16 protein-coding genes and 1 pseudogene are annotated in these 13,957 nt (G+C 51.8%); 1 reads left to right on the forward strand and 16 read right to left on the reverse strand.

What is annotated here, in order from left to right; translation table 11 throughout:
• From C5687_RS22075 to C5687_RS22090, 4 genes are all read right to left on the reverse strand, one after another.
• Window positions 1-3,099 (reverse strand): TipJ family phage tail tip protein (locus C5687_RS22075; protein ID WP_238380506.1); only part of this gene is annotated, 3,099 nt, incomplete at its 3' end.
• Window positions 3,100-3,108: 9 nt separating this feature from the next.
• Window positions 3,109-3,636, reverse strand: coding sequence for a tail assembly protein (locus C5687_RS22080; RefSeq protein ID WP_047064317.1), 528 nt, complete (start codon window positions 3,634-3,636; stop codon window positions 3,109-3,111).
• Window positions 3,579-4,298, reverse strand: coding sequence for a C40 family peptidase (locus C5687_RS22085; RefSeq protein WP_063928103.1), 720 nt, complete (start codon window positions 4,296-4,298; stop codon window positions 3,579-3,581). Before C5687_RS22085 ends, C5687_RS22080 begins: the two co-directional genes overlap by 58 nt.
• On the reverse strand, window positions 4,298-5,002 hold the full coding sequence (locus C5687_RS22090) for a phage minor tail protein L (protein WP_026080747.1): 705 nt from the start codon (window positions 5,000-5,002) through the stop codon (window positions 4,298-4,300). The genes C5687_RS22085 and C5687_RS22090 overlap by 1 nt, the downstream gene beginning before the upstream one ends.
• Before the next feature lie 165 nt (window positions 5,003-5,167).
• Between C5687_RS22090 and C5687_RS22095 the strand changes: the two genes are divergently transcribed.
• Entirely contained in the window at window positions 5,168-5,365 is a 198-nt protein-coding gene (locus C5687_RS22095) for a hypothetical protein (RefSeq protein ID WP_063134190.1), read from the forward strand.
• Here C5687_RS22095 and C5687_RS24765 read toward each other — a convergent pair.
• The 12 genes and pseudogenes from C5687_RS24765 to C5687_RS22150 form a co-directional block, all read right to left on the reverse strand.
• Window positions 5,344-5,499, reverse strand: a complete 156-nt coding sequence (locus tag C5687_RS24765) for a hypothetical protein (RefSeq protein ID WP_022651023.1) — start codon at window positions 5,497-5,499, stop codon at window positions 5,344-5,346. The genes C5687_RS22095 and C5687_RS24765 overlap by 22 nt on opposite strands.
• A 21-nt stretch (window positions 5,500-5,520) precedes the next feature.
• Window positions 5,521-5,874 (reverse strand): phage tail protein, encoded by a 354-nt coding sequence (locus C5687_RS22100; protein ID WP_104557951.1) that lies wholly within the window; start codon window positions 5,872-5,874, stop codon window positions 5,521-5,523.
• A gap of 2 nt (window positions 5,875-5,876) precedes the next feature.
• Window positions 5,877-9,122 carry a tape measure protein gene (locus C5687_RS22105; RefSeq protein WP_104557953.1) on the reverse strand — a complete coding sequence of 1,082 codons (3,246 nt, stop codon included), beginning with the start codon at window positions 9,120-9,122 and terminating at the stop codon, window positions 5,877-5,879.
• A gap of 63 nt (window positions 9,123-9,185) precedes the next feature.
• Window positions 9,186-9,782 (reverse strand): hypothetical protein, encoded by a 597-nt coding sequence (locus tag C5687_RS22110; protein ID WP_052135636.1) that lies wholly within the window; start codon window positions 9,780-9,782, stop codon window positions 9,186-9,188.
• 107 nt (window positions 9,783-9,889) lie between these two features.
• On the reverse strand, window positions 9,890-10,564 hold the full coding sequence (locus tag C5687_RS22115; RefSeq protein ID WP_104557955.1) for a DUF6246 family protein: 675 nt from the start codon (window positions 10,562-10,564) through the stop codon (window positions 9,890-9,892).
• A gap of 57 nt (window positions 10,565-10,621) precedes the next feature.
• Window positions 10,622-11,365 (reverse strand): Ig-like domain-containing protein, encoded by a 744-nt coding sequence (locus tag C5687_RS22120; RefSeq protein WP_104557957.1) that lies wholly within the window; start codon window positions 11,363-11,365, stop codon window positions 10,622-10,624.
• A 64-nt stretch (window positions 11,366-11,429) separates the two neighbouring features.
• A complete protein-coding gene (locus tag C5687_RS22125) occupies window positions 11,430-11,813 on the reverse strand; it encodes a phage tail termination protein (protein ID WP_104557959.1) in 384 nt (127 codons plus the stop codon).
• Window positions 11,810-12,178: a hypothetical protein gene (locus tag C5687_RS22130; RefSeq protein ID WP_104557961.1), complete on the reverse strand. Its 369-nt coding sequence runs from the start codon at window positions 12,176-12,178 to the stop codon at window positions 11,810-11,812. The genes C5687_RS22125 and C5687_RS22130 overlap by 4 nt, the downstream gene beginning before the upstream one ends.
• Before the next feature lie 2 nt (window positions 12,179-12,180).
• Window positions 12,181-12,537: a hypothetical protein gene (locus C5687_RS22135; protein WP_016245422.1), complete on the reverse strand. Its 357-nt coding sequence runs from the start codon at window positions 12,535-12,537 to the stop codon at window positions 12,181-12,183.
• Window positions 12,537-12,710: a 50S ribosomal protein L13 gene (locus C5687_RS22140; RefSeq protein WP_104557963.1), complete on the reverse strand. Its 174-nt coding sequence runs from the start codon at window positions 12,708-12,710 to the stop codon at window positions 12,537-12,539. Before C5687_RS22140 ends, C5687_RS22135 begins: the two co-directional genes overlap by 1 nt.
• 57 nt (window positions 12,711-12,767) lie before the next feature.
• Complete coding sequence (locus C5687_RS22145; protein ID WP_104557965.1) at window positions 12,768-13,313, reverse strand: HNH endonuclease; 546 nt, start codon at window positions 13,311-13,313, stop codon at window positions 12,768-12,770.
• A 102-nt stretch (window positions 13,314-13,415) separates the two neighbouring features.
• Window positions 13,416-13,873, reverse strand: a pseudogene (locus C5687_RS22150) (DUF7370 family protein).
• Between the last annotated feature and the right edge of the window lie 84 nt (window positions 13,874-13,957).

Below are 13,957 nucleotides of genomic sequence, written 5' to 3' on the forward strand. Positions count from 1 at the left end.
TTGGACGCTCAGGAGGTTGCGCTGGTTAACCTGCGCCAGCGTACTCGTTATTAGCGCGATGGAGTTACTCTGAATGCCGCCGCTGGCAGTATCTGTCCTTGCTCCCAGTTCCTCCAGACGGGATGCCATTGATGAAGTCGTGTCGGTGACAACCTGTCGCAACGTGGTGATATCAGCAGTATTTTGCGAGCTGGCTTGTTCGGCCGCATCTGCCTTACCTGATGCAGCGTCAGCTTTACTCGAAGCCGAATCAGCTTTATCAGAAATGACCTGAGTACTCGCAGTAAGCTGGTCGACAGCTGTCGCCCTCGCCTGCGTTTCATCTGACAGAGCCTGCCTTACCTCGGTAATTCCCGCCTCGTTCTGCTCAGTTTTTGCCTCAAGACGAGTAACATCCGTGACGCGAGCCTCCGTCTCAGTGGCGATCACCTCGCGGAGCTGTTCGAAAGTCGCAGAGTTAGCCCCCTGCTGTGCAGTCTGGCGTACGACAACATCAGCAATAGCCAGCGCATTGCCGATAATTGCTTCTGCTGTTTGTTTATTCGAGCCTACTGCTGCAGCCAGACCATCGGCGTTCTCCTTAATCGCGTCAGAAAGTTCGGCCAGTTTCTCGCTACTGTCTACAGCACTTTCAATCAGATCCTTAAATACCTCGGAATCTTTAATCTCCTCCAGGATTGCATTGGTGATATCACTGAAGTCGTCCGTTGGTTTTCCAGAAGCCTCTACAAATCCTGAAACGCCAAATGCATTACGAGTTCGAACATAAACGTAATAAACATGGTCAAACTTAAGTTTTTGGATGGTCCACTGATTGCCACGGCCAAGGAATTGAGCTTTATTCTCAATGTCGTCGGACAATGGAATCGGAGTCTCACCTGCGTACCAAAATTCAAAAGAAGTATCAGATGTGGCAGTAACAGACATGACCGGAACTAAAGTGGCCTGAAGTGGGCCAGGTATCCACTGAACCGAGTTCGGGGGATTAGGCGCTCCGATAATCAGGCTTACCTGAGTCTCAGCGCCTTTCATTCCATTTTCGTTTCGACCACGAACCCCAAGCGTGTAACTTCCTGCATTCAGGCCGTAAAACTCATATCGGAACTGATCGGTCTCATACTGCGCAACTAATTTCCCATCAGCACTGTAAACGTACAGTTCAAACATCAGCTTTTTAGTGGTTGTAGCTGTTTCCCAGGTTGCTGTGACCTGAATGGTCTCAGAATTTGTGTTAATGATGCGCAGATTTTCAATGTTTGGCACACGGTAGCCATTAAGGGTATCGCTGGGAATGTCAAAAACAGCCCCCTCATCAACAATGGCCTGCTTATTTGGATCGTGCTGGGAGGCCGTAATGCTGTATACGGAATTATTTTCGGTCTCCGCAACGCTGAGGATGCGGAATAAACGAGTCGAGACGCTGCTGGTAGAAATGGCAAAAACCGTTCCATCCCGCACCCATGATGGAGTCGTCTTCAGGGTCACGACGTTGTTTGCAACACCGTCAATAACGTACTTCACGAACTTACCATTGCTACCCATGATAGACATGGTATCCCCACCGCCGATAAGCGAGGAGTCAACAGCATCAACGGTAATTTTATTGCCTGAATGCGACATTATTCTGCCGCCGAGGCGTGCGCCGGCATAGTTGTTGTCCATGATTTCAACTATGTCGCCAGGAGTGAAATGGATGGCGTCACGGGCCATCTGGAAAGTTAATCGGCTGCTTTCACGTTTCGCTGTTTCAAGTAGCCATTTACCAGCCCGCCATGCCTGACCGCGTGAGGTACAGCCAAACGCCTCCAGAGTGGTCTCGTTGTAGTTTCCTTTGGCAATCATCTCATCGTCGGAAACGTACTCTTTCACCTGCTCCCAGCCGTTATCCGGGTCAGTCCATGACACAATAACTGCATTGTATTTTTCAGATCGCTTTACAGAACTGCGTTTGAACTCACCATTTACCACATTAGCATTCGTGATTGTCGCGATCGGGTCTTGTGGCGCATCCAGCATGACAGAAAGGCGCAGGCCGTCCCACAGCGCAATTCCACGGAACATGCTCGCTATCTTGTCGAGAATGTCACGCGCGCTGGCCTGCTCTGTGATGTAAGCGTTAAGCGTCATGCGTGGCTCTTTGCCGCCGTACCCATCATCAACAAGCTGATCGCAATACTGAGACAGCACATACAGCGCACCGTCATCAACATCGATGTATCCGGCGCGCTTAGCCAGACCAAAGCGGGAGTTCTTTGCCAGTTCTCTGAACAACCAGGCAGGGTTATTTGTCCATGCCTGTTTGAAACCACCCGTCCACAATCCGGAGTAAGTTCGGGCGATTGGGTCATAATTGTCTGGTACAGACACAATCAGTCCGCGAAGATGGTAAGTGCGGCTTGGGGTGTCGGTGTACTGGTCGCGGTCAATAACGGCGCCTGCGATGGCTGAATATGGATAGCTCAGGTTGTCATCGGTGATTTCACTGTAGCTATTCCAGACAGTGCCGTTGGACAGCAAATCACTGCTGCTGTCGGGCGTAATGCGGCGAACGCGAATATCAAACGGCTTGATATCCGGAGCATCAATCAGATGGGCCTCAAGATATTCGCCTGATATCTTCCCGGTGATGGTCACGGTCTTTTCAATAACCCAGCCTGAAGCGCCAGTTCTGCTCTCCAACACCAGAGTGACGGACGTGTTTTTCTGATTGCCTTTGGTGTCCTGCTCGACCAGTCCGGTCACACCAACGTTAAACCGCACCCGGGTAACGTCCTGATCGGTTATGGTGCGAACCAGCGGAGTATCATAGGTTACTTCGGTGTTTACGATGGTGGTCGCTTCAATAGCAGAGAAGCCATTAATGGGGGATTGCGTTTCAGAGCCGGGGCGCCAGGCGACGCTGACACCATTTACGCTGACACTGCCTGTCGCATCAGTTACGGGAGTCTTATTGAGCTTGAACGATGACAGGTGTTCCTGATCAACGGGCCCATAGATAGGCCCTTCACTGATGAGATCCAGTACCCGGTAAAATTGCTTTGACTTGAGGTTATCGTCGAGGAGTTTGGGGGTTGATGCTTTGCCGCCGCCTGAAGACATAATGCCACCTTAGCTAATAGATTCCGTCCAGTCCTGGTTGTTGCTTGTGTCGATGCCGAGTGAAATAACGTTCGAGCCGACCTCCATTTCTCCAAGGAGGAGTGGCACCGCCCGGCCCTGGCCTACCCGGTTCTCAGCACTGGTAAAAGAGTTGTTTGTGAGCGTATTGGTCTCAGCGGCTTCTGCGGAGGTTTTGGTTTTCATGTTGCGTGACATGTAGACCGAGTAAGCTACCGAAGCCACGCTGACAGCCACCGCAATCCAAGCCGCAGCAGCGGCAGTGATGGCACCTTCAACTACCGGCACAAACAGGACTATAGAACCATCTTTCAGGTGGCGATCCAGATGCCATTGCATGGCCGACACCTCAACATCCTCGCCCGCTACCCGCACACGCAGCTTTGTATTGAGAAAGGCTTTTTTGAATTCGAAATCCTGCGCCAATAGGAGGCGTAATCCCTGCGCTGGAGTATCTACGTTCAGGGATATCTGGCGGTAAAATCGGCGTAGATTGCCTGCAAATTTAAAGATGAGCACTGTTCGTGTCTCCAGATTGAATGCGTCTGCTTGATGTATGCCGGTCGCATTTGTTCTCGTCTGCTGAGGTGTCCGGCATGGTCATGGTGAAGCACCAGGTTGTCATGAAGGAGAATCATTGAGTGGCACGGGTCGGCGCCGGGGAATGGCTGTCTGATAATGACGTCGCCTGGTTGTGCATCCTGCATGGATACCTGATAGAAGCCATTGACCTGCATATTGGCGAGATAGAGATTTTCTCCCCGCAACCACCATCCGTTAGTCCTCCCGAAGTCCGGCAGGTCGATGCCGCAAAGATGATATGCGTCCCGGAAAAGCGTGTAGCAATCCATAATGCCGTGGTCGAACCTGCGCCCCAGCAGGAGTGGCACAGGCCTGTATTTCCTCAGTTTCCCGCCAGATGCAAGCCACCATGGCAGCCCCGTCATTACCTGCATCTGCCGGTCAGCACCAGAAAGCGCTGGCTGGCTTTGCGGATGCGAATGGAATACTGCGATAATCTCCCCTTTTTCCTCCGCTGCAAGCCAGTCGTCGTCACTTATGCGGAAGTGATGCCAGGGCTCCGGATGCACATTCCGACAGCGAAACACACGCTCGTCATTCAGGATTAACGCACACACTTCATCCTGCGACGATGCCGCATAATCGAGTAGTTCTTGCATCAGGAGACCTTTTGAGAGCCGGGGAAACTGCTTATAGGCATTGGTTCAGGACGTGGGTAGCGAAACCGGCAACCGGTACGACGGTGGGAGCATTTATCCTTCGCTGGATCAGTGGTTGGGTTGTCACGCTCATCTGCAACAGGCGGCCCGTCATATCCACACCCGACGCCGCGATACTGCCACTGGCATACGTCGGCGAGAATAGTACGGGCCGGGATGATGGCGTTGTCGCAGTCAATCGGTGTCGCCAGCGTGTAGGTCACCTGCTCGAACGTCTCTTCCGTCATCTCTTCAACGACGTATCGGGAAACAGCTTCCTGCGTCGGGTCGGCATCAGGGTTCCCGTTCGGGAAATTTACCGCGTCCAGGTATTTCACCGGAACCTGTCTTCGGGTGATGACTACTCCCAGCATGTCATCAAAGTCATGGTTGATGCCAGTCAGTAAACCGGTAACGTTCGCCACCGCCATAGACGGGCGGGCGTAGGTGCCCTCGTTCTTTGACTCGAATCCCTCCACCGCTATCGGATATGCCTGATACTGATTCCCCTTCCAGATCACATTTCCGTAATATCCATTGGTGCCGGAATGGAACCTGATAAGGTCTCCGCCAAAGGGTTGCAGGTCGGCTTCGAACAGGTCGATAAACGCGCCTACTCCAGCGTCGACGCTATCAATAATCATACTGGCTGGTATGTCGCGCACGGCAAACTCCCATAAAAAAAGCCACCAAGTGGTGGCTACTGTTTGAATATCAGGATGTTGCTTACTGATAACCCTGGTTAACGTGTAAGCTCAGCCCGTCAGTGGTGGGACACTGACGTAACCATCGAAGGGGGATGGCTGATTACCTCTGATAAAGGAAAAATAATGTCAGAATTGAAATTAAACGCTATTGACTTTATTTCTTTTGCGGTCGCTGGAAATACATTTAAATTAAAAGCTAATTTGATTGGCCCTAATGACAAGTTTCATTCGGTAAACCTAGATATAGCGCCAGATGAGATAAAGAATAAAACCATCGGTGAGATTGAAAAACTTGCTATTCAAGCCTTGCGTTCAGCTTGAATTACGGCAATTTGATCTAATTTCGCAGTGATTTGATTATAAGCACAGGTGTGAGCGCTAATAACTTCTTCCATCTGTGCTTTCATTGAATCAACCATAGCCTCTAACTCTTCAACACGTTGTTCTAAAGTCATAACTGTCTCCCGCCTTTCGGCTTATCGTGGTACTTGTTCAAAAGTGGCCGTCAGTTCAAACAGCGGCCCGGTCTTTGTCATATTCCAGGATCGGCAGACAAACAGCGCCTGCACTCCGGTATCCGATGGCGTCCAGTAGAAAGACTGCACCGCCATACGTGCCTTGAGGAAAGCATCGACAGCTTTCGCAGCATTAGGCCTTGAGCATTTCGCATCATCCACGCCTGTGAATGTCAGCGAGTATTTATCCATCAGATGGTTAATGCCCTTCGTTTGGCGCTGCTCATAACCATCACCAAGCTTAACAACAGCGACATTAGGCGTCCGTTCTGCCGAGTAGCCTTTCTGTGGTGACCAGGTAAATATCTCTGGCACGATTACCTCCGTAGTAATCCATTCGGACGCTGCTGGTCTCGGATGGTGTTCAGGCTTACCTGCTTCATCATCTGCGACATCTTCGCCATGGTGGCATCATCAATGCCACCAGTTGTGTTGATTTCAAAGGTGATGTGCTGGACGACGCTACCGCCAACACTTCCACTACCCTGCATATCCCGGTTGCTAATCACCCGCCCATTGTCACCCGGTATCATGTACTGACTGCCGTTGCTGGCCTGGTAGATTTCTGGCTTCCCGCCTTCACCCACTCGGTACATTGAGTTGGCGCTGACGGGTCCGCCGTGCTCGCGGGCGCCAGCAACCGCCATCCCTTTAGCTGCCAGGAGTGAGCCAGCATAGGCCGTCTGACCAACAGCAGCAGCACTCCCCATTGTTGCAATAGAAGCACTCATTGCCGCAGGAGCCCATGCCGAAGCAGCAACAGTGGCCTGAGCCATCGTGGATGCAAGTGATGCAGTCGCAGCGGCCTGCCCCATTAACTGGCTCTTGACCCACTCAATCCCCATTTGCACCAGACTACCGACAACGCTGTTGAGGATTGTCGTGCCGATATTGGCGAAGGATTCTTGCAGGCTTTGCGTGCCGTTAATTAGCCCCGTAATCGCGCTGGTTGCCCCCCCCTGCAAGGAGTCGATTGCAGCGCCAAGCATATTGTTGATCTCGCTCTGCTGCTGCCATTCCTCCCACATTGCGGCCATGCGTTTCTGGTGATACTGATCTTCAATCCCTGCGCGTACAGCCTCGGCCTCTGCAATCCTTTGTGGGTAAAGTTGCACATACTCATCAAGCTGCGCCATTTGCTGCGCGTAGGTGTTATCTACTGCGGAAACTGGTGATACCTGCCCTTGCAACCCGGTAAAGTTTTGTCCGGCCTGCGTGCGCTTCCTTTCCTCTTCTGCCGCTGCTTTGGTTGCCTGTTGTATTTTCCAGATGGACTCCGCTTTCTGTTCCGCTTTGGCGATCTGCTCTGCTGATGCTTTGTTACCAAGCGCAACAACAGCATCGTATTTCGCTAATTCGAGCGAGCCATCGGCGTAACCAGTGTTCAGGCGATCGAGAGCGGCTTGTTGGCGGGTAAGGGATTGGGCGGCTTCATCAGATGATTTTGTTTTCTTATTGGCGTCCTTCCTTGCAGCGGTAACACGCTCTGTTTCAGCATACACATTTTGCAGCACCCCAACGAGCTTATCGCCCTTGGCGATTCCGGCATCCTCTGCATCATATTGAGCCTGTAATCTCGCCCTCGCCTCACCTTCCAACTTTGAGAGTGCAAGGCGGCGTTCAGCGTTCTGGATTAACTTTTTGGCTTCCGGTGACTCTTCAGGTTCCGCTGGCTGATCTTTCCCAACGCTTGCAGCTTTTTTGTTGAGCGTGTCCAGCACCTGAATAGTAGATGCCATCGCAGATATAGCAGCTTCACTCGCTCCTGGTATTTTGTTGCGCAAGTTATTAGCAAGAATGTTGAATGCCTCTTCGGACTCTCTCGCCTTTTGATTTAACTGCTCCTGAATAAGTGATTGCTGTTCGGTGGTGCGGTTTAGTTTATCAGTGGCATCGCTGACATCCCTTTTTCTTTGGTTTAATGTTTGCAGCCATTCGTTGGCTTTTTTTACATAACCGTTGTTTTTATCCTGTTCCACCCCGAATTGTTTTGCCAGGCCAATGTATTTGTCATATTCAGTCTGAGCATCCCTTACCGAATCATTCAGGTCGTCTATATGATCCTTTTGCGCCGCGACAGATTTTGCTACATCAGCAAGAGTGCCAGTAAGTTGCACCTGATTCATCTCTTTCATTTTGGCAATAACGCCATCGAGTGAATCTGCGTAATTAATCGCCTCCTCTTTTGCCTGCTGGGCTTTCTGCGAGAAATAGAAGATCGCTCCGGCTGCGAGCATAGCAGCACCAGCAGGACCACCTATGAGAGCAAGTGCTCCACGAGCCATTCCGATACCAATGGACGCAGCGCGGGCAGCCGTCTCTGCGCGGGCAGATGCCGCAGCCTGGGCAGTTTCAGCCTCAGCAAGGGCAAGAGATGCGGTAGTAGCCCGGGTTTTCGCGGCCACAAGAGCATCCATTGCCAGCATCTCTGCAGCGCTACCTTTTGCCACGTTATATTCAGCCTGTGCTAAGGCAAGTGACGAAAGTGCAGCCTCCTTATCAGCCAGAGCTTTGCGCTGAACAGAATTAGCGGCTACCAGAGCAGCCTGCGCCGTCTGATTGTCGGCCACAACCTGCTGACGGGATGCTGCGATATCAGCAATTTTCGCTGAGGTGGCCATAGTCAGCGCACCGACATATCGCGCGCCCATTACGCCAGCTACAATCGTGAGCGTAGTGCTGAGAACGTCAAGGTTTTCACTGAGAGAAATTACTGAATCACTGAATATTTTTACGCCAGTTTTTACTGTGGCATTCTCGCCAAAGAATTTCGTGATATTGTTGTTGGCAATTTCAAGAGACTGGCTGATCGTCGCAGTAGTTTTAGCGAACTCCTGTCCAATTTTATCGCCCTGAGAGAGCAGGCCATTAACGATCACCTCAGTGGTTAACTTGCCCTCTGCAGCCATGTTTCTGAGCGCCCCGATGCTGACATTCATAGAGTCAGCCAGAGCAATCATGAGCCGGTTCCCCTGCTCGTTCACAGAGTTAAATTCATCACCCCTCAATGCTCCGGACGCCAGCCCCTGAGCAAGCTGAATGATTGCATTGCTTGCCTCCTCGGCTGTTGACCCTGACACCACGAAACCCTGGTTAATAATGGTTGTCAGCCTGGTAATGTCCTCTACACTGACGCCATAACTTCTTGTTGAACGCTCCAGACGCGCATAGAGTGTGGCCGTGGCATCAAGACCTGAGCGAGTCTTTTGAGAGATGTCAAAAACACGCTCTGTGACATCAGCCAGCGTTTCAAACGGCGGTACGGAATCCCTGACGGCATTTGCCAGTTTATTGCTGAGGTCCTGCCATGCCTGAGCATATGCGCCAACCTGCTGGACAGAAAGAGCGGCAATGAGCGCTTTCGCGACGCCAGTTAAGCTGGACATAGTGCCTTCAATCGAAGACAGAGAGCGTTCGGTGCGGTTTAAACCAGCCTCAAGACGGCCCATACTCCCATTGAGGCCATTCAGCGCATCATCAATATCCCGACGACCTTGAAGAAGGCGAGCCGTGTCCATATCCACTTCGTAAACGATCGTTCCAGCGCTGACGGTACCAGCCATATTGTTTTCTCCTGGCAATAAAAAACCTCGCCTGAGCGAGGTTTGATATGGTTTTATTGTTGGTTAGTTGCAGGTGTTTTCCCATGAGTCATTAAACTCCTGGCTATCGTCATCTATTACGGAGTGCCCGTTGGTAGATATATACCTTGAATTACCTGCATAAGCGCCGAAACTATTTTTTGCATTTACGTACCCACAAACTGCACCACCCTTGCCGATCTTCTCCCCAGAGAACTCAGCAGATGATGAGTCTTTGAGCAATCCCTTCACTGACTCTTTTGCATCGTAGTATCGGATTGCACGCCCCTCCTCCTGAGCTGTTTCTTGTTTTTTTAAGTCGCTCTTCAGGTCTTCATATTGCTTTCTTTCCGCGTAAGCATCACCAAAAATAGGGGTTTGGGAGTTGACCCAAAAAAGAAATCCCACATTGGCAGCTAATGATACAGCCAAAAAACCAACGGCGCAGAATCGTAAAGTTCCACGCCTCTCCGCCTGTGTAAGACGGGAATTAAACGCCGCCTTCTCGCCTATTTTTCCAAATCCAAAGCCAATGATAATGAAAGTTGCAATTATGAAGACGAGAGATAGTGGCTCTCTTGCTGCGAAGGTGCATGTAATTACTAATGCAATAAAACCCAGCGCCACAAATATCTTGTTCATATCCCTATTCCCCTTTGGTAAAAATGAACATCCTACCCAGGAATAGCACAGGCGCAACGGAAAAGGATGATTTATTGTTCTCAGGGTATCGTTGTATAGAAGGTCGGTTACTTCTTTTTCGCATTCTCGCGTCGAACTGCCTGTTTAGCCAGATATTCATCGGCGATGCTGTCGTACTCTTCGCGAGTAAAGCCTTTCTGGTCAGGATATTTAGCCGCCAGCAGCATCTGAAATTCGGTCATCGTTAACTGAGAGGCTTCAGTGCGGTTCATTCCGAAGTGGCTGCGAGCTGCGCTGATGTAGTCGAATGCTTTAAACTCTGTAGTGCGCTCGCCTGTTTCATGGCGCTGCAACTGGCGAACCTTGGCTTTTCCGACGATGCCGTGCTGCATGAGGTGCTTCGCCAGCACGATGATGTCGTTCTTCGGCATCTGTCCCGGTCGGTATACGACGCAATGCCGCCATCCCTTCCATTCGCCGATCATAGGCGTCAGGTCTTCCTCGCAGCACGCCTGAAGCACCAACATGCACGTTGATAAAAGCTTCTCAGTAGCGCGGTTGAATGATGGAGATAGCCATTCAGGAAATCCTCCCAGCGTGCCAGCGCACACATCAATGAGCTGAGCGACATCATTGCCGTGGATGGTGGCGTACGCCTGCACAATCTCTTCCGGAGTGCCGATCCTGGTCATGGCCTCGAATGAAGGCCGCAGCAGGTAATCTCTCCCACCTTCGCGGCTGTCGCTGATAGAGATTTCGCCAATATCGGTTAAAGCGGTCATAGGCCTTCCAGTAAACGGTCATTATCAAGGGCAGCACGCCGCCCTTTGGAATGTCCGTTAGGTAACGGTAACCGTATGTACGGCCACAAAGTTTCCGTCTTCGGTGTTGATGATGATCTGCGCGCTGCCGGTGGCGACGCGCGTCACGGTAACGGTGTTGCCAGATGCGGTGGCAGTTGCTTTGGTTGGATCGGTTGATGCGACGGTGAAATCTTTGTTCGTCGCGCCGGTTGGAGCGATATTCACCGTGAAGGTGCTGGTACCGCCTTTCGCGCCTGTGCTGGTAGCTGGGGTAACAGTTACGCCGGTTACCGCCACCGCCGTCACTTCGTTAACTTCGATGGTGCTCGCGTCACCGACTTTGAACTCAGTGGAGAACGTGACGATGTCGTTCGTGCCACCGTCAGAGCTCAGCGCCGTGATGTTCATGTAGCCGATGAATTCGACCGGGCCGTAGTCCATGCGCACCCAGATACCAGGCTGGCGCTTGGCCTTCAGCTCATCAGCGAAATACTTGATGAACTTGCCGACACCGTACTGATCCAGCTTGTCCTTCTTGCGCACTTCACCTTCAAAGCTCAGGGTGAAGTCACTGTTGGTGATGATGGTCTCGACATAGCCGCCGCCGTCATCCGCATCAGAGGTAACTGAGTTCGGGTTGAAGTCGAAGCCCTTCGACGTACCAGCGGCCAGCGCCATCCACTCACCTTCGAGTGGTTTGACGTCCGGGCAGCCATCGGCGACTTCCAGCACGACCGCACCGCCGAACAGGCGCTCGTTCGAGTTCTGGCAATTAGCCATGTGAAACTCCTCTTTGACGTATAAAAAGAAAACCCGCCGGAGCGGGTTATTGGGTTGGGAATGGCTAGTCGCCAAACGTGCAGGCAAATTGCAATCGGAAGACTATTCGCCCTTCTTCTGTGAGCACCGGAGAAGGAACCGAGCCCATATTCTGGATGTAACCGACACACTCGTCAGCCATTGGATTATCCTTGACGTAATCAACGATACGGTTAGCCGCATCCAGAGCTTCTTTGCGCTTATCTTTAGCGCCTACGACGTCAACAAGTACGTGATACTCAGCGCCGAGGTTGGTTCGAATTGGCGGCCCGTTATTTGGCATGAAGACCATGATCGCCTTCGACAGGTCTTTCGGGTCGTCGTACATCAGCTGCTGCACCGTGAAACCTGTCGTTAGCCCGGCGTCGCCGAACATATTTCGCACCCGTTCGTGCATCATGGGTGTCATAGTGAAAGCTCCTTACGCACAACATCATCGATGGCAGATCGCTCCTCTTCAAACCCAAGAGTGAGGAATTCCTTTTTAGCAGTTGAGCGACGGAACCTCTGCGGGTTGGCCGGGTCATGAACATAAACGGCATAGTTGGTCGAGTAACCTACCCTGCCTGTAATTACCGCTCCGTCAGTTACGATTTCGCGAAACTGGCTATTTAAAAGTGCTGAGGTGTCGATCGGTGTGTAGAGCGCCGATCTTGCCGCTCCCAGAATCATCGCCGACTGGAGCGCTCGAATGACTTTTCTACCCTGAATATCATTCAGAATTCGGTCAATATTGCGCTCAACACGTGCAGTGCCACGCACTTTGATGCCCATGGCTACACTCCCGTAATTATCGCCCAGTCATCTTCCAGACCGTCGAGAGTGTCGTTCCAGCGCGTAACGTGACGAACCTCATCGGCACCTGCCACGACCGGGTCTGTTTCTGTGCTGACGCCAATCAGGATGTAATCGCCCTCATCGGCCAGAGCGTAAGCCGTGAAAAAGGTGTTTTTGACTACAACCTCTTTGCCAATGGAGCCGAGCTTTGCCGACAGTCCGCCGATGTAGTCGCACATGATGGTTTCAGGCGGTTCATATGGGTCGACAGGATCGCCCCACTCGTCATTACCGCCCGCGCCCTTACGCCATATCGTGCACGGCTTGTTGTATGACCATGAAGCAGTAGACGACATCAGCCCTCCTTCCAGCGCAGCACCTTAGCGCCGGTCGCCCGGATGCGCGGGCAGTTGATGAACCACTCGCCGTCCGATTTCACGTAGCCGGTAGTCTCCCGCCAGGTATCGGTCATCACCCAGACGCGGGTGAAAGAACGCGGCAGCCCGTGCTTAACTGATTTCCAGTTCATGGATTTCACCCAATAAAAAAGGCCACCAGTGGTGACCTTGATTGCTAATGCTAAGGCTTAAGTTCTGCCGTGATTTGGATGGTAACAATAATCTCGCTCAGCTTTCTTTCTCGCCGCATTGGCATCTTCGCGAGTCAAATGCGACCCAAGGCTGACTCTTTGACCTAAATGGACAATGGAAGCTCGCCACTTGCCAGTTTCTTTGTCGAGCCAAACCCCTTGAGAGCCGCTTGTGTTGTTTTTTGCGGTTTTCGAGTTTTGCGCATTGGTGACAAAATCTACTACACGGAGGTTGCAAAGCCGATTGTCATCAGTCATTCCGTTGATATGATCGATAAAACCTTCAGGATATTCGCCGTGCGTTAATGCCCAAATTATTCTATGGGCCTTATGTGGCGTTCCCAGAAGCTTAATAACTCGATAGCCTTTCGCGTCAACAGCGCCAGCCTTATTGCCCGCGTGCCGATTATTCCAGTTTTGACACGCTGACTCATTTTTGAAATGACTGTTGGGGCGGAGCTTCCAATAAATATCCCCCGTGCCGGCCTCATAGGTGAAGCATTCACGGAGAAAGTGGACATCAATTTGTTTTGATGAATTCATGTAAACCTCACAGTAGGTTTCACAGATGATGTGGTGCGGCAGGGAGGTCTGTGTTCCTCCTTTTCGACTGGCCGGTCTAGCCGCTTTTTCATTTTACCGCTTTCAGCACCCACCAACAACGAGAAACAACCCAACCTTCTGCCCGACATCAATTGGTAAATCGGACGTGCAGCCAGACGTATCCAGCGCCAGTAGAGCGTCACGCATGTTGAGCACGCTATCGCTGTAGTCAAACGAGCGAGAGGCACCGGACGGAGCGCCCTGCGACTTAATCCGCTGCGTATAGGCCGTCAGGGCCATCAACGTGACAGCGTATACCTGAATCAGCACCAGATCGCAATCGTCGTAACCGGCAGCAACCAGGCAGGGCTCAATCTTCGCCATCTTGCACAGGTAGGCGTCGATCATGAAGTCAGGGACTGTGGTATAGCCGAGCGCAGACAACTGCTGTTTAACCTGCGCCGCCGTTATCTGCACTACAGCCATGTTTTATCCTCGCCTGAGTAACCCAATTCACCTAGGAACGCCTGCACGTCTGCCGCTGTGATTGGGTCAGCCATGGTTATTTCGCCTTCTTGGTTGCTTCCGCCAGTGCGGCTTCTGCCTCTTCAGCGCGTTTGTTCGCCGATTCCAGCTCAGCCGCA

Source organism: Enterobacter sichuanensis, assembly GCF_002939185.1.
GTDB classification, from domain to species: Bacteria; Pseudomonadota; Gammaproteobacteria; order Enterobacterales; family Enterobacteriaceae; genus Enterobacter; species Enterobacter sichuanensis.